We start from the raw sequence: 19,664 nt of genomic DNA on the forward strand, positions 1-19,664 counted from the left end.
TTTTGCGTTAGGTATTCGTTTAAATTTGAGTCTAAAGCGCCTCTGGACGAGAGCATGTACCGTAAGGAAAACATCCTTTGGCCCGAAGGCAAACCCCCTTCGGAAGCCTATTGCGACGAGGAACGGCGCCTCGCGATCCTTGCTGCGCACGGTACGGACGCCATGATCGACGATCCCGAACTGCAGGAGATCGTCGATCTTGCAGCGAAGGTTTGCGATGTACCCATGGTCATGGTCACCATGGTCGAAGAGGGCCGTCAGATGTTCCTCGCTCGAACGGGAATATACGCGCGCGAAACACCGCGCTCGACCAGTTTCTGCGCGCATGCCATGCTGGGCACGGAAGCTATGGTCATTCGCGACGCGAAGGGAGACACTCGCTTTGCGGACAATCCGCTCGTCACGGGTGAGCCGCATATCCGCTTTTACGCCGGCCAGCCGCTGATCTCTGCCGAGGGCGCGGCCCTGGGCGCTCTTTGCCTCATCGATAGCGAGCCTCACGAAGACGGGCTGTCCCAGCTTCAGCAAAACACGCTGTCGGTTCTGGCGAAGGCTACGATGCGGCGCATATCCCAGCAGCGCCTGGGCGATGCGGCAAAGGAAGCTGTCAACGAGCGGGAAAGCGATCTCAAGCGGATGATCGACAGCGTTCCCGGGATTGCTTGGTCGGCTGATGCATCGGGTAATTTCGATTACGTCAATGTGCAGTGGGATGAACTGACTGGTCTGTCCCAGCCGCAGAATTTGGATGACTGGCAGACTGCCATTCACCCCGAAGATTGGGAAACTGCGATCGATGCCTTTCGGACATCGCTGAAGAGCGGGGAACCCTTCGAATACGAATGGCGCCTGAAACTTGCAGATGGCGATTATCGCTGGATGCTCTCGAGAGCCGTTCGAACGTCTGCGGGAACGGGAAAACCGCGTTGGTTCGGAACAGTCATCGACGTGGACCGCCAGCGCCGAATGGCCGAAGCCCGCGACTTGCTGGCGAATGAACTTTCGCATCGTATCAAGAACATCTTCGCCGTCATTTCGGGCCTCGTGGCAATCCGTTCGCGCGGCAAGCCGGAGGTTACGGAATTCGCATCTGAATTGAGTGAAACCATTCGCGCCCTGGGGGCAGCCCACGATTATGTCCGCCCGGGCCATGGGCACAAGGGCGGCACGCTATCCGGGCTGCTGTCCGATTTGCTGGCACCTTACGATACCGCTGGAAACGCGCGTTTCAGCATCGTCGGCCCCGGCGTTGCCGTCGGCGAACGCGCCGCTACGCCACTCGCCCTGATTTTCCACGAGCTTGCTACGAACTCTGCGAAATATGGCGCCCTTTCCAGCGAGGAAGGAAAGGTGACTGTCACCGTCGAAGGGGATAGCGACGATAGCGACGACATTTGCGTGATCTGGGAAGAGAGCGCCCCGAGCTATCAGGTTCCGGACGAGCAGGAACGCGAAGGGTTCGGTTCGCGCCTGTTGCGGATGGCGGTTGAAGGGCAGCTCAAGGGGTCGTTCGAGCGCGAATTTGCCGACGGCGGACTACGCGTGCGTATCGCTTTCCCGCGGCAGTCGATAGGGAACTGATCCCAGCTGCCTTGCACCAGCTCAATTGCTGTGCTTTCCCACACGCCGATACAAAGGGGAGCAGAACATATGCGATTTCTATTTGCATCGGGGTTTGTTGCGCTTGCGCTGGCCGCCTGTTCTCCGACTGGGAACACGGCAGGCGGAACTATCGGGACCGACGGGCTCGAAACTGTCGCAACGACCGAACCATCTTCCTCCCGGACTGTCCCCGAAGCATTCAGTTCCACCGCCTGGCGAGCGATCGCGGAAGACGGGGCACGCTATGTTACCGAGATCGATCCCGACGGCACTTATCGCGATCTGCGCAATGGCGATCCGTGGCAGACCGGCAGCTGGACGTATTCGAAGGACGAGGGAGACAAGCTCCTTTGCTTCACACCCGACAGCGAGAACGGAGCGGAGCGCTGCTGGAGGCCCGAGCGAATGAACGGGGATACCATGCGCGCAAGAAGCGGCGACACCGAGATCGAACTTACGCGCGTCGAATACGCCCCGCCCGGCGAAGGATCGGAACAGGCGGAGTGAACCAGCAGACGCAACCGCTGCTCGAATTTCGCGACGTCTGTAAAAGCTATGAACGTACCCAGGCGGTAGCGGGCATCTCGGCCGCCGTCGCCCGGCGCGAATTCGTTGCGCTTGTCGGGGCATCCGGATCGGGCAAGTCCACCTTGCTCAAGACGGTCAACCGATTGGTCGATCCGAGCTCCGGCACGGTATTGATTGATGGCGATCCGGTAGAAAGCCTGCCGCTTGCCGCACTGCGGCGGCGGATCGGCTATGTTTTCCAGTCGGTCGGGCTGTTTCCCCACATGAGCGTGGGCGAGAATATCGCGATCGGCCCGCGCATCAGCGGTCAGAAGTTGACGCGCGAACGGATCGCGGAACTGCTCGACCTGGTGGATCTCGAACGCTCCATGGCCACGCGCATGCCGAACGAACTGTCCGGCGGGCAGCGCCAACGGGTCGGTGTGGCCCGCGCGCTGGCGAACGAGCCGCAGCTCCTGCTGATGGACGAGCCGTTCGGTGCGCTCGACCCGGTCACCCGCGATGCCTTGGGTGAGCGTGTGCGAAGCCTGCATCGCGAGTTGAATTTGACCACGGTGATGGTCACCCACGACATGGCCGAAGCACTGCTACTGGCCGATCGGGTTCTTGTGATGGAAGCAGGAGCCATCGTTGCCGATGAAGCCCCGCAGTCCCTGCTCCACGGGAGTGGCGGCCAGATCGCACAAAGTCTCGTCGCCGTGCCGCGCACGCAAGCGGACCGGCTGGCCGAGCTCACCCGATGAGCGATATCTGGACGGCCCTTCTCGGCCTGGGCGACAAGCTTGCGGCTCATGTCCTGCTTTCGGCCGCGGCGATCATGCTGGGTATCGCGGTCGCACTGCCGACGGCAATCTGGGCAAGCCGCTCGCCACCGATCGCGCGGATCACGCTTGGTTTCGCCAGCTTGGTTCAGACCATTCCCGCGCTTGCCCTGCTGGCCCTGTTTTTCCCGATCCTGCTGAACCTTCGCGCAATATTCGGGGAAGGCTTGCCAACGCTCGGCTTTCTGCCCGCATTTCTTGCCCTTTCGCTCTACGCCCTCCTGCCGATCCTCCGCAACGCTGTGACAGCGCAGACCAATCTCGACCCAGGGGTAATCGAGGCTGCTGACGGTGTAGGAATGACTTTCTGGCAGCGCTTGCGACTGGTCGAAGCGCCACTGTCGTCCCCTTACATCATGGCGGGCATCCGTACCGCGGCCGTCTGGACCATTGGCGCTGCGACACTGTCCACCACGATCGGCCAACCGAGCCTCGGCGATCCTATATTTGCCGGATTGCAGACACAGAATTGGGTGCTGGTGCTCGCAGGCTGTATCGCCAGCGCCGGCTTGGCGATGGTCGCCGATGCGCTTCTCGGGACCATCGAAAGGGGGCTTCGCACACGGCGCCGGGTCCTGAGCCTGGGAGGGCTCGCAGCGGTCCTTCTGGGCATTCTGGCAGCGCTGTTCGTTTCCTTCGGCGGCCGCGACGATGATCGTATCGTGATCGGGGCAAAGAGCTTCTCAGAGCAATATGTCCTTGCTCGTCTTATCGGTCAGCGGCTGGAAGCGAACGGATATACGGTCGCTTATCGAGACGGCCTGGGTTCGGCAGTCGCGCATCGCGCCGTTTCCACCGGCGCCATCGACATCATGGTGGATTACACAGGAACGATCTGGGCCAACGAGATGCAACGCAGCGACAATCCCGACCGCGACGCGATGCTCGCCGAAATCGTGGATTGGGAACAGCACACCAGCGGTACGAATGTAGTAGGAAGGCTTGGTTTCGAAAACGCCTATGGCCTCGCAATGCCACGCACAAAGGCTGCACAAGGCGGAGTTCGATCCATCGGCGATCTCGCGGTCCGCGCGCAAAGCTTGACGATTGGCGGTGACCCTGAGTTTTTCGAGCGGCCCGAATGGGTCTCAGTGCGCAATGCGTATGGCCTGCGTTTCGCAGACCAGCGCACCTTCTCACCCACGTTCATGTACAACGCGCTGCGATCAGGGGAGGCCGACGTGATTGGTGCTTACACCTCGGACGGGCGCATCGCTGCCGACGATCTGGTCATTCTGGATGATCCCGAAGGCGCGCTGCCGAACTACGACGCCATCCTCCTCGTCTCGCCTCAGGCAAGCCGGGACGCCCGCCTGCTGGCGGTGCTCAGGCCGTTGGTAGGGGCGATAGATGTGGAGGCGATGCGGGCAGCGAACCTGTCCGTCGATCGCGAGGATGACAAACTGTCGTTCGGCGAAGCAGCCAATAGATTGGCTCGGCGCGTGGGACTCGGCGGCTCCTAAGTCGCCGTGGGCTTGCGCCGCTCGCCTTCGGGGAAAGCCGCACCGCGCGGCCAGTCGCGCGCCGTAATCGCGAGACACTTGAACAGTTCGCCCATTGCGTCCGGCTGCACCAGCCGTTCGACCGCAGTTTCGATTTCATCGGCGCGAGAGGGGGATGCCTTTGCAAGTGCCTTTGCCCGCAATGCGATGCCCATAGCGCCGAGCCATGCCCCCTGGGTTGTCAGCGAACTGGCCAGCCCCTCGCGGCGAGCAATAGTATCTAGGGTGGCGAAATCGACATGCGCCGTGAGATCCATTTCTCCCGGCGCGTCGAACACGTCGAGCTTTTCGTGCGATTTTACCGCCTGCAAGGTGGATCCGCTGCGGACATCGACGTGCCCGTAATCGATGAACAGCGCGGCGCCGCCCTGCACGTCTATCCGGCGAGCCACGGCTTCGACTAGGGCTGCTGCTCCGGGGCAGGTTTCGATCACAGTCCCCGCGGGTGCTGCGCGTTGGGCTTCCGGCACAGCGTCGTCCATCGAGTTGGGTCCGGACACGAAGGCGAACTCCCCCCCTTCGATGCCGACCATACGTTCGCGCCACCCCCTTTCTGTCATTACCAGTTGCCGGATGGGCAAGGCGTCCAGGAATTCGTTCGCCAGCAAAAGAATGGGGCGACCATCCGGGACGCTATCGATCGTATCGTGAAATTGGGCTCCCGCCAGCACACCGCCCTGCACTTTGCGCAAGGCCTCGGAACCCTCGACCAGATGCACGTCCGGGCGCAGCCCCTGACTGGCCATGGCGCGCAGCGCATCCTTGGCTAACGTCCCACGGCCTGGGCCAAGTTCGACATAGATCGGATTTGCCGGTCGCCCCGCCCGCACCCAGATGTCCGCGAGCCACAGCCCAGCCATTTCGCCGAACATCTGGCTGATTTCCGGCGCAGTGGTGAAATCGCCAGCAGCGCCCAACGGATCGCGCGTCGTATAATAACGCGCGTTGCTTTCACCCATATAGCGCAGCACGGGCATCGGTCCGTGCTGGTCGATCAGGCGGCGAAACGTGCGCGCCAGATCCGTCTCTGGTCGGTCCCTCATGTGGACTGCGGTTTAGCCCTGGCCGGGCCGCCAACGGGCGGCTTCATCATCGCATAGATCACAACGACGATACCTACCGCGATCATCGGAAGACTGAGCCACTGCCCGCGGGAGAGGCCCGTTTCCACGACGACATAAGCGAGGTAGGCGTCCGGTTCGCGGAAAAATTCCATCAGGAACCGGCCGAGACCCATGCCTATGGTGAACACGCCAACCAGCAGTCCGGCCCGATAACGGGCACGCGTTTTCCAGAAGAGCGCGAAAAGCAGCACACCTAGCAAAAGCCCTTCGAATCCGGCCTGATATAGCTGGCTTGGATGGCGGGCGAGCTGGTCCGGATCGGTTGGGAAAACCATGGCGAAAGGAAAATCGCTCTCTACGGGGCGGCCATACAATTCGCCGTTGATGAAGTTCGCCAGCCGGCCAAGCATGTAGGCGAAGGGCACATTCACCGAGATGTAATCGCAGATGCGCAGCCAGTTCAGTCCGTTGCGCCATGCGACCCAGCTGATTGCAATGAGCACCCCGATAACCCCGCCATGGAAGCTCATTCCCCCTTCCCACAGCTTGAACAGTTCCACACCGCCGAACAGTTCCGGCTTGTAGAATGCGGCATAACCGAGCCGGCCGCCGAGGATGACCCCAAGCGTACAATAGAAAAAGAGGTCGTCCGCGTGGCGCTGGGCCATGGGCGATCCCGGTGCCTTGATCATTTTCGACAGATGCCAGTAGGCCAGCAATATGCCGAAGAGGTAGGCGAGCGAGTAGAATCGCAATTGGAAACCGCCGACCTCGAACAGATAGGGCCGCAAGCCCAGATTTTCCCAGTAGATCGGTTCTGCCGCGCCCGATGCAGCCAGTAGTGACAGCAAGTGCTTATCCCCTTAGAGGTGAATCCAAGGCCGCGACCGGCGACCCATCGGGGCGGCTTTTGGCATAGCAGGGGTTTGGGGGGAAGCCTGCGTCGAGCCGCAGTTATTGCGCATGCCTCGAACCGGAGGTTCTGCGCCGATTGGAGAGGATATTTTACGACCGATGCCGACAGAACTCGACAAGGACATCCATCGCATTACCGATGCCGTCACCGCGCCCGGCCAGATGTTCGAATTGACAGAAGTGACGCGCCGCGGCGTGCAGATGCCCGCGTTCAAGAACGCACCTCCCAGTGTCGTCCATTACTTCGCGCATTTCTGTAACGAAAAGAAAGACGATACGTTCATCGTCGATGGCGACATCCGTATGACCTTCGGCGAGATATGGCACGCTGCCAGCCATGTCGCCCACGGTCTTGCCACGCTGCATGGAATTGAAAAGGGTGACCGCGTTGGTCTTGCGGCCCGCAATTCGACGAACTGGATCGTCGCCTACATGGGCATTCTCATGGCCGGTGGTTGTGCGACACTGCTCAATGGCTGGTGGACCGGGGAAGAACTCGCTTACGGAATCGACCTTTGCGAATGCAAGCTCGTCCTCGCCGATCCCCCGCGTGCGGCCCGGCTCGATGGCGTAAAGCATGCCTCGAAGCTTGTGGTCTTCGATCACGGCAAGCCTTCGGAAGGTCTGGCCCCGGTATGGGCGGCAGGCGGCACGGCCATGGCCATGCTCGGCCAGATCGGCCCGGATGACCTTGCCACCATCCTCTATACATCCGGTTCGACCGGGCGCCCAAAGGGGGCGTATTCGGATCATCTCGGCGTCGTTTCCGGCACCATGAACTATGTCTGCCAGACCGCGATGATCCTGCAGCTTCTCACGGAAAAGGGTGATGCCCCAACCGTCCAGCCTTCCGCACTGGTCGCCGTGCCGCTCTTCCACGTCACTGGCGAAGTGCCGCTGTTCCTCCAGAGCTTCGCGATGGGGCGCAAGCTGGTGCTGATGCCAAAATGGGATGCAACCGAGGCCCTACGCCTGTTGGCAGACGAACAGATCACCTATTTCGTTGGCGTTCCCCTGATGAGTTACGAGATCGCCGTGCATCCGGATCGTGAAAAATACGATCTGTCGCAATGCAAGACCTTCGCTGGCGGCGGCGCAGCGCGCCCGATCGAACATGTGAAGAAGATCAAGGACGCGTTCAAAGACGGCTTTCCCGCTCTGGGTTACGGCCTGACCGAAACCAATGGCGTGGGCGCAGGTAATCTGAACGAAAATTATCTCGCCAAACCCAACAGCACGGGCATGCCTTCGCGGCCCTTGGTCGACATGGCCATTCTCGACGACGACGGCAAACCCATGGAGCGCGGAAAGGTTGGCGAGGTTTCGATCCGCTCGGTGTGCAACTTCCTCGGCTACTGGAAGAACGAGGAAGCGACCAAGGCGGCTTTTTCCGCCGACGGGTATTTCCGCACGGGCGACCTCGGCTATCTCGACGAGGACGATTACCTGTTCATCGTCGATCGCAAGAAAGACATTATCATTCGTGGCGGCGAGAATATCAGCTGCATCGAAGTGGAAGAAGCGATCTACGCGCATCCGGCAGTGGCCGAATGTTCGGTCTTTGGCCTTCCCGACGAACGCTTCGGCGAGATTCCCGCTGCCGTCTACTACACCCACGACGGCAAGGATCTCTCGGTCGAGGATCTGCAGGAATTCCTGCGCGAGCATATTGCTGCGTTCAAGGTGCCTTCGGTCATCTGGAAGAGCGATGAGCAATTGCCTCGCCTCGGCACCCAGAAGGTCGACAAGCGCACCGTGAAGGCGAATTTTGCCAAGGAGCACCTCGCCGCTTGAATGCCCTGCGTGTCCCCCGACAGCGTGCGATAATCGACCGGCGCGCCCTTGCTTCCGAAATCGACGCGCTGGTGGGGGAGCACGGCGACAAAGCCCGTCCTCATGTCGTAAAACTGCTCAAGACTGCGCTCGACAAAGGCCGGGCCGAGCTCGAGCGCCGCCTGAAAGAGAAACCGTCCGCCGGGCATGAGAATGCGGGCGGTTTCGCATTCATGATCGACCAACTGATCCGCGTGATCCACGATCACGCGACCGCCCATCTCTATCCCAGTGCCAACCGTTCCAAGGCGGAGCGGTTGGCGATCATGGCTGTCGGCGGATACGGTCGGTCGGAAATGTCGCCGCATTCCGACGTCGACATCGCGTTCCTCGTCGGCGGCAAGAAAACGGCGTGGTGCGAGCAGGTCGTCGAAGCGATGCTCTATATGCTGTGGGATCTGGGTCTCAAAGTAGGCCATTCGACCCGTACGCTGGACGAAGCGATCCGGTTGTCGAAAAGCGACCTCACCATTCGCACAGCCCTCCTCGAAGGGCGGTATGTTTGGGGCGATCAGGAGCTCTACGACGAGGGTTCGCGCCGCTACACGGCCGAGGTGGTGCGGGGCAATGAACGCACCTTCGTGACCGAGAAGCTGGCTGAACGCAACGCGCGCCACAAACGCATGGGCGACAGCAGATATGTCGTCGAACCCAATGTGAAAGATGGCAAAGGCGGGCTGCGCGACCTGCATGCGCTCTATTGGATCGGCAAGTTCATCCATCGCGTGCGCACGGCGTCGGAACTGGTCGAGATCGGCCTGTTCACCCCGGCCGAATATCGCAGTTTCAGGCGGGCGGAGAACTTCCTCCTTGCCGTACGCAGCCACATGCATGTGCTGACGGGCCGTGCCGAAGACCGCCTGACCTTCGACCTGCAGCGGCGTATCGCGGAGCGGATGAATTTCGCCGAACGCCCGGGCAAGAGCGCGGTAGAACGGTTCATGCAGCTCTACTTCCTGCAGGCCAAACGGGTCGGCTCCCTTACCGGAATCTTCCTGGCCCATATCGACGAGCAGTTCGAGGCCAGAACGGCGCGCCGCGGCTTCTTCGCGGGGTGGAAACAGAAGGCACGGCAACTGAAGGGTTACCGCGTTTACGGGGGCAAGATCGCCGCACCGTCGGAGGACTGGTTTCGCAAGGACCCCGTGCGGCTGATCGAGATATTCCAGCTGGCCGAATCCGAAGAACTGGAAATCCACCCCGACACCATGCGCCAGGCAAACCGTGAAACGGGCCTCATAGATCATGCGATCCGCAACGACGAACGGGCCAACGCACTGTTCCTCGACCTATTGTGCGGGCGCAACGATCCCGAAATGGTGCTTCGCTGGATGAACGAAGCTGGCGTTTTCGGAAAATTCGTACCGGATTTCGGCAAGGTCAACGCGCAGATGCAGTTCGATATGTACCACCACTATACGGTGGACGAACATACGATCCGTGCGATCGGACTGTTGAACCGTATCGAAAAGGGCGAACTAACGGATGATCATCCGCGTGCCGCACGTCTGATCCACAAGGTGAATTCGCGCCGCGTCGCCTATGTCGCCGCGTTGCTGCACGATATCGCCAAGGGCCGCGGGGGCGACCATTCCGTGCTCGGGGCGGAAGTTGCGCGGGATCTGTGCCCGCGTTTCGGCCTGAGCGAGAGCGAAACAGAGATGGTGGCCTGGCTGGTTCTCAATCACCTGCTGATGAGCCACACGGCGCAGAAGCGCGATCTTACCGATCCCAAGACAATAGAAGATTTCGTCGGTCAGGTGCAAAGCCAGGAAAGGCTGCGGCATCTCGCAATCCTCACCGCGGTCGATATACGCGCGGTCGGCCCAGGGACTTGGAACAGTTGGAAGGGCCAGCTGCTGGGCGAACTTTACGACATATCGAGCGAGCGCTTGCGCCTGGGGCACATGCGGCATGGTCGCGAACAGACAATCGCGCACAAGCAGGCGGAGGTGGCAGACGTTCTCGGGGAAAAGGGCCATCTCGTCGCAGATCTGGCCCAGACCATGGGCGACGCATACTGGATCGCCGAACCGATCGATATCATCGCGCTGAACCTAGTGCATTACGCTGCCGCGCGCGAACGGGAGCATCAGCTTTCCATCCACTGCGAATATTACGAAGCGCGCGGTGCGACGCTGGTCACGGTAATCGCGGCCGACCATCCGGGCATGTTCTATAGAATTGCCGGCGGCATCCATCTCGCAGGCGGAAACATCATTGATGCCCGCATCCACACCACGCGCATGGGCTGGGCGCTCGACAATTTCCTGGTGCAGGATCCCCACGGTGAACCCTTTGCCGAAGAAGGCCAGCTGGAACGGCTGAAAAGCAGCATCGCCGATGCGCTGGCGAACAAGGTCGATCTGGCGCCCCGACTGGCACAGCGCCCGTTGGCGCATAGCCGTGCGCGTGCTTTCGATGTCGCGCCTCGGGTCCTGTTCGACAACAAGGCGTCGAACAAGTTCACCGTGGTCGAAGTCAACGCCCGCGATCGGCCCGCGCTGCTCAACCGTTTGGCCCGTGCGCTGTTCGAAAGCCGACTGGTGGTCCATTCCGCCCATATTACCAATTACGGGGAGCGGGCTGCCGATACGTTTTACATCACCGACCTTACCGGCGGAAAACTGGAGCGCGGCGACCGCATGAACCGCATCGAGGCGCGGCTCATGGAGGCCGCAAGTGACGCAACGCAAGATCGGCTGGAGAACGCCTGAGCGCGCGGGCAGCAGATCGCTAGCGGGGCGACGCGCGGCCGCCAAATAGCGCAGTACCCACGCGCACATGCGTAGCGCCGAGTTTCACTGCTGTTTCGTAATCCCCGCTCATGCCCATGCTGCGCCCGTCGAGACCGTGATCGCTGGCTAGCCGATCAAGGAATGCGAAGAATGGCGCAGGCTCGATCTCGAAGGGCGGAATGCACATGAGTCCCGCCACCGGAATATCGGCCGCGCGAGCCTGCTCGACCAGTCCTGGCAGATCGGCCACCGGGCACCCGCCCTTCTGTTCCTCAACGCCCACATCGACCTGGACAAAGCACGGAATGCGCCGATCCAGCTTATCCATGGCCTTCGCAAGCGCCTTGACCAAGCTTGGCCGATCGAGCGAGTGGATGACATCGAACAAAGCCACCGCGTCGTCGGCCTTGTTCGACTGAAGCTGGCCGATGAGGTGCAATTGGGCTGCAGGGTAGGCTTCCCGCAGGGCGGGCCACTTGTCCTGCGCTTCCTGAACGCGGTTCTCTCCGAAATGGCGCTGGCCTTGCACAAGCAATGGTTCGATCGCCTCGGCCGGATGGGTCTTGCTGACCGCAATAAGCGTAACATCGCCGGGTTCGCGGCGGGCGATTGTGCAAGCCTTGGCGATATTCGCCTGTACTTGCCGTAGCGGGGTGTCTGCCATTTCCATCGCGTCGCGCTATAGCGTGTGTGTGACACGACGCCAGCATCATCCCGGAGCCGATCGGCCCATCCTCCCGTTGTTGTGGTTGCTGAGCGATCGGCGAAACGACGCTGGAATTGAGACGGCGCTTCGAAGCCTGCCAAGTGGTTCGGGCTTCGTCTTTCGCCACTATCACCTCGATCCCGACACGCGGCGTGCGCGGTTCGACGAGCTTGCAGCGATCGCTCATCAATGTGGACACACGGTAGTCCTGTCCGGTGATGACGATTGGGGCGCCGACGGCCACTACGGGTCTGCAACCAGGCCAAGAGATGGCCTCTTTCTTGCTACTGCCCATAACGCGGACGAACTGGCAGCGGCGGTCGCAGCGGGAGCGGAAGGCATCTTCCTCTCGCCGGTGTTTGCCACAGCTTCGCATCCTGGGGCCAAGACACTCGGTATCGATGCGTTTCACGCGCTGGCCCGGCAATCGCCCGTGCCGGTGATCGCTCTTGGCGGAATGACCCATGAGCGCGCGCGCGAGTTGGGGTGGTCCCGCTGGGGCGCCATCGACGGACTCGGTTCGACGAACGTCGCTTGACCTCCCTGTCCGGGAGGACTCATACTGCACTCTCTCGACGGATCAGGGGATACGAAATGGCTACGCGCGCAGGCGCAGCACCCGATTGGCGCGCGGCTTTCCGCCGCTCCTTTCGCCGCGCTACACATATGGCAGGCGCAGGCTTGCTGTTCGCGATCCTTGTTTTCCTGACCTTGGCGCTCGCCAGCTATACGCAGACCGATCCGAGTCCCTCCACTGCAGCGGGCGGCGACGACATCCGCAACTGGATGGGGGCAACCGGCGCTTGGGCCAGCGAACGCGCGCTTAACTACCTGGGACTTCCGGCGGCGCTGCTTTTGCCGCTGCTCTATATTTCAGCCCGCCGGCTGTGGACCGGGGTGGAACGGGACGACGAAGATAGCACCCCCGGTCGCTGGTGGGGTCCCTTCGCCATGCTCCTTGCCGCCATCGCCTTGCTTGGCACGGTGCTGGCGCTGGCGTTTGAGCCGGCGACCGGCAGTCTTCCGGCCGGGCTTGGGGGTTTGTTCGGTCAGTTGGGCGGCTTGGGGATCGAAGCTGTCGCAGACCGTTTCGGTGGCGACTTTTCAGGCTGGATCGTGCTGCTGCTCGCTCTTGTCACGCTCGGCGGCGGGGTGGCGCTCGTTACCCGGGTCTTCGCGATCGACTGGGCGCAATTCCTCACCTTGCCCGATTTCGTCAAACGCAAGGCACACTTGCCCGAATTCGACCTGCCGTTGACACCCAAGAAGCAGACCCGTGCCAAGCCGATGGAAAGCCTTAAGGATGACGAGGATCTGCCATTGCGCGAACCGCGCCGCGCGCCCGAAATCGCCGATCCCGCGCCGATGCCTGCTCAGCCCGTTGCCGCCAAACCCAAGCAGCGCGACATGTTCGCCAATTACGAATTGCCGAGCCACGATCTGCTCGATGATGCGCCCGAAAATGCTGCGCCAAAGCTCGACAAGATGGCGCTGGAACGCAATGCGCGCCTGCTGGAAAACGTGCTCGACGATTTCAACGTCAAGGGTGAGATCACCGCGGTGCGCGCCGGACCCGTGGTCACCATGTACGAACTGGAGCCGGCACCGGGTATCAAGGCCAGCCGCGTGGTCGGTCTTGCGGAAGATATCGCCCGCAACATGTCGGCAATTTCCGCGCGCGTCTCTCCCATTCCGGGCAAGACGGTGATCGGGATCGAACTGCCCAACGCGGACCGGCAGATGGTCAGTTACAAGCAGCTCGCCAATTCGGCCGCCTTCATCGACCATCACGGCAGCCTGCCCATGATTCTGGGCAAGGACATTGCAGGCGAACCGATCGTCGTAGACCTCGCTGCCATGCCTCACCTGTTGGTGGCCGGCACCACCGGTTCGGGTAAGTCGGTTGGCCTCAACGCGATCCTGCTATCGCTGCTCTATCGCTTCACGCCCGACGAGTGCCGACTGATCCTCATCGATCCCAAGGTGCTGGAACTCAAGACTTACGACGACATTCCGCATCTTCTGAGTCCCGTAGTTACCGAGCCTCACAAATCGGTCCGGGCGCTGAAATGGGCGGTCGAGGAAATGGAGAAGCGCTACCGCATGATGAGCAGCGTGAATTCACGCAACATCGCGGGCTTCAACGAAAAGGTGAAGAAGGCGATCGAGAAGGGTTCGCCACTGGGTCGCCGCGTGCAGACGGGCTTCGATCCCGAAACGGGCGAAGAATTGTACGAGGAAGAGCAGCTCAATTACGAGCCCCTGCCCCTCATCGTACTCATTGTCGACGAACTGGCCGACCTCATGGTCACTGTTGGCAAGGAAATCGAAGTCCTGATCCAGCGTCTCAGCCAGAAATCGCGCGCCGCCGGCATCCATCTGATCATGGCGACACAGCGCCCTTCGGTCGATGTCATCACCGGCGTCATCAAGGCCAACCTCCCGACCCGCATCAGCTTCAAGGTGACGAGCCGTATCGACAGCCGCACCATCCTTGGGGAACAGGGGGCCGAACAGCTGCTCGGCAAAGGCGACATGCTGTATAAACCCAATACCGGCGCGATGATCCGCGTGCATGGCCCCTTCGTGTCCGACGAGGAAGTTGAACGTGTGGCCGATCACTGGCGTGGACAGGGCAAGCCCGACTATGTCGACGCGGTTACCGAAGAACCGGAAGATGGCGGCTTCAATTTCGAAGACGAATTCACCGCTTCGGATAATCCGGAAGAACGGAAATATCGACAGGCCTGTCAGATTGTTATCGAGAACCAGAAAGCGTCTGGCAGCTGGCTTCAGCGCCAGATGGGGGTCGGTTACAACACCGCTGCCAAATGGATCGAGCGCATGGAAGGTGAAGGGCTGGTAGGGCCGGCCAACCATGTGGGGCGTCGCGAGATCTTCCGCGATCAGGACGGAAATCCGCTTTAGAAGCTGAAAAGTTTCGAAATTTGGGCGGGACTTGCGCTGGATGGCTCGCTAAGTCCCGATCCAATGGCACCTACGAAAGAAAACCCCGCCGACGACTGGTCCGACGACGAAAAGCCGGGTCCAGACTATGCCAAGCGACGGCCGATCAGTCGTCTTACCATTCTGCGCGCCATCGCGGAAATGCGCCTGTGGTGGAATGAAGGGGTTATCGCCGACCTGGACCATGTCGCGACAATCGAGAGGGTGCGCGGCGAATCGCTCCTGACCAGCCGCTATATCTTCATGATCGCGATGAGCGCGGGTATCGCGATCCTCGGCCTCCTGCTTTCTTCGCCGGCAGTCGTCATCGGGGCCATGCTCCTGTCGCCCTTGATGAGCCCGATCATCGGAACGGGGTTTTCCCTTGCAACCGGCGATGCGGACTGGTTGCGCCGCTGCGGGAAGGCCCTGATTGCAGGATCCCTGTTTGCCATACTGTTCTGCGCGGTGATCGTGTTTCTCTCACCGTTGCAAACGGTGACGGAAGAAATCGCGGCCCGCACCAGGCCAAACCTGTTCGACCTGCTGGTTGCGCTATTTTCCGCCCTTGCAGGTTCCTATGCGGTGATCCGCGGGCGCGAAGGCACGATCGTCGGGGTCGCCATCGCTACGGCCCTTATGCCGCCGATCGCAGTGGTGGGCTTCGGTCTGGCAACCTTCAACTGGCCTGTATTTGCAGGCGCACTCGGCCTGTTCGTAACCAACCTCGTGACCATCGGACTGACCGCCGCCGTCATGGCCCGGCTCTACGGCTTCCAGTCCGACCTGAGCCATCGCCAGTCCCGTCTCCAGTCGCTCGGGATCGCCATGGTCTTCGTAGTGCTGGCGATCCCTCTCGCTTTCTCTCTACGGACCATCGCTTGGGAGGCCAACGGCCAGCGCATTGTCAATCAGGAGGTCGCATCTGCTTTTACCGACAGGGCAAGGGTCGAACAGCCGATCGTGAACTGGGATTCCGAACCTTTGACCGTGTCGGCCAGCGTCTTTACCCCGGACTTCAATTCCAACGCAGATACGGAAGTGGCCAAGCGACTGGAAGAACGTCTTGGCCGATCCGTCGTGGTAAATATCGACCAGTTTCAGGTCGGCACCGACCCGGGCGCTGCCGAACAGGCAGCTCTTGCTCAGGCAAGAGCGCGCGAGGCTGCAGAAGCGAGCGAAAGGCAGATTGCCGTACTGGCCCAAAGCCTTGCCCTGATTGCCGGGGTGGAGCGCAAGGACGTATTGCTGGACCGCGAGAACCAGCGGACCCAGGCAATTGCTCAGCCGCTCGAAGGGCTCGACCTGTCGGGATATCGCGAACTTGAACGACGGCTCGAACAGACTACGCCCGGCTGGACTGTCGAACTTCGTCCCCCACTGGTGCCGCTACCCACCGTTAATGTTGGCGAAGACGGCCTCGACACGAACAATTCCGGACGCGTGGCGTTGCTCGGATGGGCGGCCCGGCGCACGGGCGTTCGCATAGCCCTGACCGGCAGCCAAAACGCTCTGACGGCTGTCACCCAGGCACTTGGCGATTCCGCGCGTTATTTCGACACGCAGGTTTCGGGAGAAGGAAACTCGGTGACCGCTGTTTGGTCCACGGCGCCCGCATCCTGAGATCGGCTCTCGGGCTTGCCCCCACATGGTTGCAGTTGTAACGGGCTGCCGCAGATAAGGAGTTCCCCCAAATGCTCATCGGCAGCCCCAAGGAAATCAAGAACCACGAATATCGCGTCGGCCTGACGCCGGAGAGCGTGAAAGAGCTCGTCATGCAGGGTCACGAGGTGTGGATCGAAACCGAGGCCGGCTGCGGCATAGACGCAACCGACGAGCAATATGTGGCGGCGGGCGCGAAGATCGTCGACGGCCCCGATCCTATTTTCGCTGAGTGCGAAATGGTGGTGAAGGTCAAGGAACCGCAGGCGGTCGAGCGCAAGAAGCTGCGCGAGGGACAGATCCTTTATACCTACCTCCATTTGGCACCCGACCCGGATCAGACGAAGGATCTGCTGGACAGCGGCGTCACTGCCATCGCCTATGAAACGGTCACCGGCCCGCGCGGCCAGTTGCCCCTTCTCAAGCCAATGAGCCAGGTGGCAGGCCGCATGAGCGTGCAGGCCGGTGCGACTGCACTGGAAAAGGCCCATGGCGGTCGCGGTGTGCTGCTTGGCGGCGTACCTGGCGTCATGCCTGGCAAAGTCGTGGTCATCGGTGGCGGCGTGGTCGGTTTCAATGCAGCGCAAATGGCAGTGGGCCTCGGTGCTGATGTCACCATTCTCGACCGCGATCCCGAAGTTCTGGAAAAGGTGGGCACCCATTTCGAAGCGCGCGCCAGCACGCGTTTTTCCAACGCCGCCAACCTCTATGACGCGGTCACCACTGCCGATCTCGTGATCGGGGCAGTCCTCATCCCCGGTGCGGCAGCGCCCAAGCTGGTTACGCGCGAAACGCTGAAAGACATGCAGAAAGGCGCCGTGCTGGTCGATGTCGCGATCGACCAAGGGGGCTGTTTCGAAACCAGCCGTGCAACCACTCATGCCGATCCGACATATGTCGTGGACGACGTGGTTCATTACTGCGTCGCGAATATGCCTGGGGCCGTTGCCCGCACCAGCACCTATGCGCTGAACAATGTCACCCTGCCGCATGCGCTACGCATCGCCCGGATGGGATGGAAAGACGCGCTCGCCGCCGACCCGCATCTTGCCGAAGGTCTCAACGTCCACAAGGGCGAAGTCACGTACGAGGCCGTCGCAAGCGAACTCGGCTATGATTATCGACCGGTGGCGGACCTGCTTCGTTAAAACGCGCTACGCGGCTAATTCCTTAATCGTCCTTTAAACCCTTCGCCCTACCGCGGGCGCGTGGGACGGGCTTCATCATTTGATGTGCTGCTTTTCGTGCGGCTGGTTCTGCTCGCAATCTTTGCGGGCCAGTTCGCTGTGCCTGCTTCCGCCGTGGCGGCCCCGGGTTTCGCACAGCAATCCGTCTGCTGGATTTCCGGTGACGACACCCTTCGGCTGAACGATGTGGCGCAGCGCGCAGATGCGTGGACCTGCGATGGGTCGATCAGCGATTGGGACGCTGCGCGGCAACTCATCCGTATCGATCTACGTGGCCGTGCCGCCGATCCTGCGACGATACGCCATGCCGAATTCGATCGACACGAATTTGAGAAGCTCACCGCCACACTGATCGACGAGAATGGCGAAAGCCGCAGTCGCACTTACGGTTTCGGCGATACCTGGCTTGGGGCTTCCAGCCTGCGCTCGATGATCGATCTGCCTGAATTCGACGGTCAGCCCATTGCGGTGATATTCACCTTGGACGGCAGCCAGTGGCCGGAAGCGCTGGCCGAAGCGGATCTGCTTGCCGAACCGTCGGTCCCTCCGATCGCCGGCCTCGCACATTTGCTGGCCGCCCTGATTTGCGGTTTGCTATTGGCCCCGATCGTATTCGACTTCGGCTATTTTCGGGCGCTACGCGAACCGTTTCCGCTGTGGCATGCACTCTTCTGTGCCATGGCCGCTGTGCAGACGGCCGCGGTTTCGGGCCTAATTCCCCTGGTGACTGCAATCGACTTCGCCAGCGAACTCGACATCACCTATCTCAGTCTCGACGTAATGGTCGCTGCTACCTTGCTCTTTGTGAGCAATTTTATCGAGACCGACTTCGTTTCCCGGCGGGCCCGAGCGATTCTGCTCTCCCTTGCATCCTTGGCGCTTGCAAGCGGCCTGACGACTACATTTTATCCCGAATGGTTCGGCGCGTGGATCGATCATTTCTATTTCGGCGCCTATCTGGCGATACTAGCTACTTATTTTGCCGTCCTCTGGCGCGCCAGGGAAAGCGGAAGCCGTATGGCGTCCTATCTCATTCTCGGTTTTGCGCCGTTCAGTGCGATAGTCGTCATCCAGTTCGCCTCGGTCACGCTGCTGCCGCAGATCGGGACGTTCGACGAAACCTGGCCGCAGAATTTCGCCCTGTTGTTCGAAGTCGTCGCCACTGCGCTCGGCGTGGCCGACCGCTTCATTTCGATCAAGCATGAGCGTGACCAGGCGCGAGACGAGGCGCGCTCGCTCGAGAAGCTGAGTGAACGGGATGAGCTGACCGGGCTGCGAAACCGGCGTTCGCTCGACACGCGCTTTGATTCGCTCGTGGCGGCTGGCTTTCACACGATTGCCGTCATCGACATCGACCACTTCAAACCCATCAACGACATATTCGGGCATCCGTATGGGGATAGCGTGCTGGTGTGCGTGGCTGCGGCGCTGCGGGCGAGCGACGACAAGGATCTGATCGCCTTCCGCATCGGCGGTGAGGAATTCCTCCTGATGCTGCGGGGCAAGGATGCGGCAGAGCGGGCCGAGGCACGCAGGCGGGCCATCACGGCGCGTACGCTGGCGACTATGGACGGGCTGGACCGGCCGATCACGGCAAGCATGGGTCTGCTCGATTTCACGGCTGTGGCCGACGACCCGGATCTCGACTTCTGGAGCCTTTACACCAGAGCCGACCAGCTCCTGTACGATGCCAAATGTGCAGGCCGCAACCGCACGGGGCGCGATGCACTGGAATGGTTCGTGCCGCAGGCGGACGGGGGGGCGAGCGCCGTGGCTTAGGTCGAGAAGGGGGCGAGCACTTCGGGCCGGACCCGGACCAGGCGATTGGTCTTGCGGTCGAGCATGGCCCAGGTGGTGGCCGCGCTGACGATGACCTTTCCGGCGGCATTGCGAAAATCGACGCGACGCAGCGACGTGGCGCCGCGGGCGGGGCCGTCGATCCAGGTTTCACCCGTAACGCTCTGACCCGCATCGATATTTCCACGGTAATCGATTTCATGGCGGGTCACGACCCAGAAGAACGCGGCGCGATCTTCCGGGCGTGCAGCCGCATCCCAATGGGCGGTGGCGATGTCCTGGATCCACTGCACCCAGACGGCATTATTGACGTGACCGAGTTCGTCGATGTGCTCAGGTGCTGCAGAAAAGGTGCGGATCATA

General features: G+C 61.2%; 15 protein-coding genes. 11 read left to right on the forward strand and 4 right to left on the reverse strand.

Annotated features, from left to right (window positions below; genetic code table 11):
- Nucleotides 1-54: 54 nt before the first annotated feature.
- From ACIGGE_RS02815 to ACIGGE_RS02830, 4 genes are all read left to right on the forward strand, one after another.
- Entirely contained in the window at nucleotides 55-1,581 is a 1,527-nt protein-coding gene (locus ACIGGE_RS02815; protein ID WP_397489362.1) for a sensor histidine kinase, read from the forward strand.
- A gap of 69 nt (nucleotides 1,582-1,650) precedes the next feature.
- Nucleotides 1,651-2,109, forward strand: a complete 459-nt coding sequence (locus ACIGGE_RS02820; RefSeq protein WP_397489363.1) for a hypothetical protein — start codon at nucleotides 1,651-1,653, stop codon at nucleotides 2,107-2,109.
- A complete protein-coding gene (locus ACIGGE_RS02825; protein ID WP_397489364.1) occupies nucleotides 2,106-2,873 on the forward strand; it encodes an ATP-binding cassette domain-containing protein in 768 nt (255 codons plus the stop codon). Before ACIGGE_RS02820 ends, ACIGGE_RS02825 begins: the two co-directional genes overlap by 4 nt.
- A complete protein-coding gene (locus tag ACIGGE_RS02830; protein WP_397489365.1) occupies nucleotides 2,870-4,414 on the forward strand; it encodes an ABC transporter permease/substrate-binding protein in 1,545 nt (514 codons plus the stop codon). Before ACIGGE_RS02825 ends, ACIGGE_RS02830 begins: the two co-directional genes overlap by 4 nt.
- Here ACIGGE_RS02830 and ACIGGE_RS02835 read toward each other — a convergent pair.
- Together ACIGGE_RS02835 and lgt are read right to left on the reverse strand one after the other, a co-directional pair.
- Nucleotides 4,411-5,496: a class I SAM-dependent methyltransferase gene (locus ACIGGE_RS02835; protein ID WP_397489366.1), complete on the reverse strand. Its 1,086-nt coding sequence runs from the start codon at nucleotides 5,494-5,496 to the stop codon at nucleotides 4,411-4,413. The genes ACIGGE_RS02830 and ACIGGE_RS02835 overlap by 4 nt on opposite strands.
- A complete protein-coding gene (gene lgt, locus ACIGGE_RS02840) occupies nucleotides 5,493-6,368 on the reverse strand; it encodes a prolipoprotein diacylglyceryl transferase (protein WP_397489367.1) in 876 nt (291 codons plus the stop codon). Before lgt ends, ACIGGE_RS02835 begins: the two co-directional genes overlap by 4 nt.
- Nucleotides 6,369-6,531: 163 nt before the next feature.
- On the opposite strand from lgt, the gene ACIGGE_RS02845 reads away from it, so the two are divergent.
- Nucleotides 6,532-8,226, forward strand: coding sequence for a class I adenylate-forming enzyme family protein (locus ACIGGE_RS02845; protein WP_222827064.1), 1,695 nt, complete (start codon nucleotides 6,532-6,534; stop codon nucleotides 8,224-8,226).
- Nucleotides 8,223-10,982 carry a [protein-PII] uridylyltransferase gene (locus ACIGGE_RS02850; protein WP_397489368.1) on the forward strand — a complete coding sequence of 920 codons (2,760 nt, stop codon included), beginning with the start codon at nucleotides 8,223-8,225 and terminating at the stop codon, nucleotides 10,980-10,982. The genes ACIGGE_RS02845 and ACIGGE_RS02850 overlap by 4 nt, the downstream gene beginning before the upstream one ends.
- A gap of 19 nt (nucleotides 10,983-11,001) precedes the next feature.
- Here ACIGGE_RS02850 and ACIGGE_RS02855 read toward each other — a convergent pair whose 3' ends face one another.
- A complete protein-coding gene (locus ACIGGE_RS02855) occupies nucleotides 11,002-11,673 on the reverse strand; it encodes a YggS family pyridoxal phosphate-dependent enzyme (RefSeq protein ID WP_397489369.1) in 672 nt (223 codons plus the stop codon).
- A 22-nt stretch (nucleotides 11,674-11,695) separates the two neighbouring features.
- Between ACIGGE_RS02855 and ACIGGE_RS02860 the strand changes: the two genes are divergently transcribed.
- From ACIGGE_RS02860 to ACIGGE_RS02880, 5 genes are all read left to right on the forward strand, one after another.
- Nucleotides 11,696-12,247, forward strand: coding sequence for a thiamine phosphate synthase (locus ACIGGE_RS02860; RefSeq protein WP_397489370.1), 552 nt, complete (start codon nucleotides 11,696-11,698; stop codon nucleotides 12,245-12,247).
- A 56-nt stretch (nucleotides 12,248-12,303) separates the two neighbouring features.
- The gene (locus tag ACIGGE_RS02865) at nucleotides 12,304-14,637 is read left to right on the forward strand and encodes a DNA translocase FtsK 4TM domain-containing protein (RefSeq protein WP_397489371.1); all 2,334 of its coding nucleotides are present in this window, start codon (nucleotides 12,304-12,306) and stop codon (nucleotides 14,635-14,637) included.
- Nucleotides 14,638-14,700: 63 nt separating this feature from the next.
- Nucleotides 14,701-16,278: a DUF389 domain-containing protein gene (locus ACIGGE_RS02870; protein WP_397489372.1), complete on the forward strand. Its 1,578-nt coding sequence runs from the start codon at nucleotides 14,701-14,703 to the stop codon at nucleotides 16,276-16,278.
- Nucleotides 16,279-16,349: 71 nt separating this feature from the next.
- Nucleotides 16,350-17,465 (forward strand): alanine dehydrogenase, encoded by a 1,116-nt coding sequence (ald, locus tag ACIGGE_RS02875; protein ID WP_103024006.1) that lies wholly within the window; start codon nucleotides 16,350-16,352, stop codon nucleotides 17,463-17,465.
- 84 nt (nucleotides 17,466-17,549) lie between these two features.
- On the forward strand, nucleotides 17,550-19,283 hold the full coding sequence (locus tag ACIGGE_RS02880) for a diguanylate cyclase (RefSeq protein WP_397489373.1): 1,734 nt from the start codon (nucleotides 17,550-17,552) through the stop codon (nucleotides 19,281-19,283).
- On the opposite strand, the gene ACIGGE_RS02885 is transcribed toward ACIGGE_RS02880, so the two are convergent.
- A complete protein-coding gene (locus tag ACIGGE_RS02885; protein ID WP_397489374.1) occupies nucleotides 19,280-19,663 on the reverse strand; it encodes an acyl-CoA thioesterase in 384 nt (127 codons plus the stop codon). The two genes, ACIGGE_RS02880 and ACIGGE_RS02885, sit on opposite strands and share 4 nt — an antisense overlap.
- Nucleotide 19,664 lies beyond the last annotated feature (1 nt).

This window comes from Qipengyuania sp. NPDC077410, from assembly GCF_044543405.1.
Classification (GTDB): Bacteria; Pseudomonadota; Alphaproteobacteria; order Sphingomonadales; family Sphingomonadaceae; genus Qipengyuania; species Qipengyuania pacifica.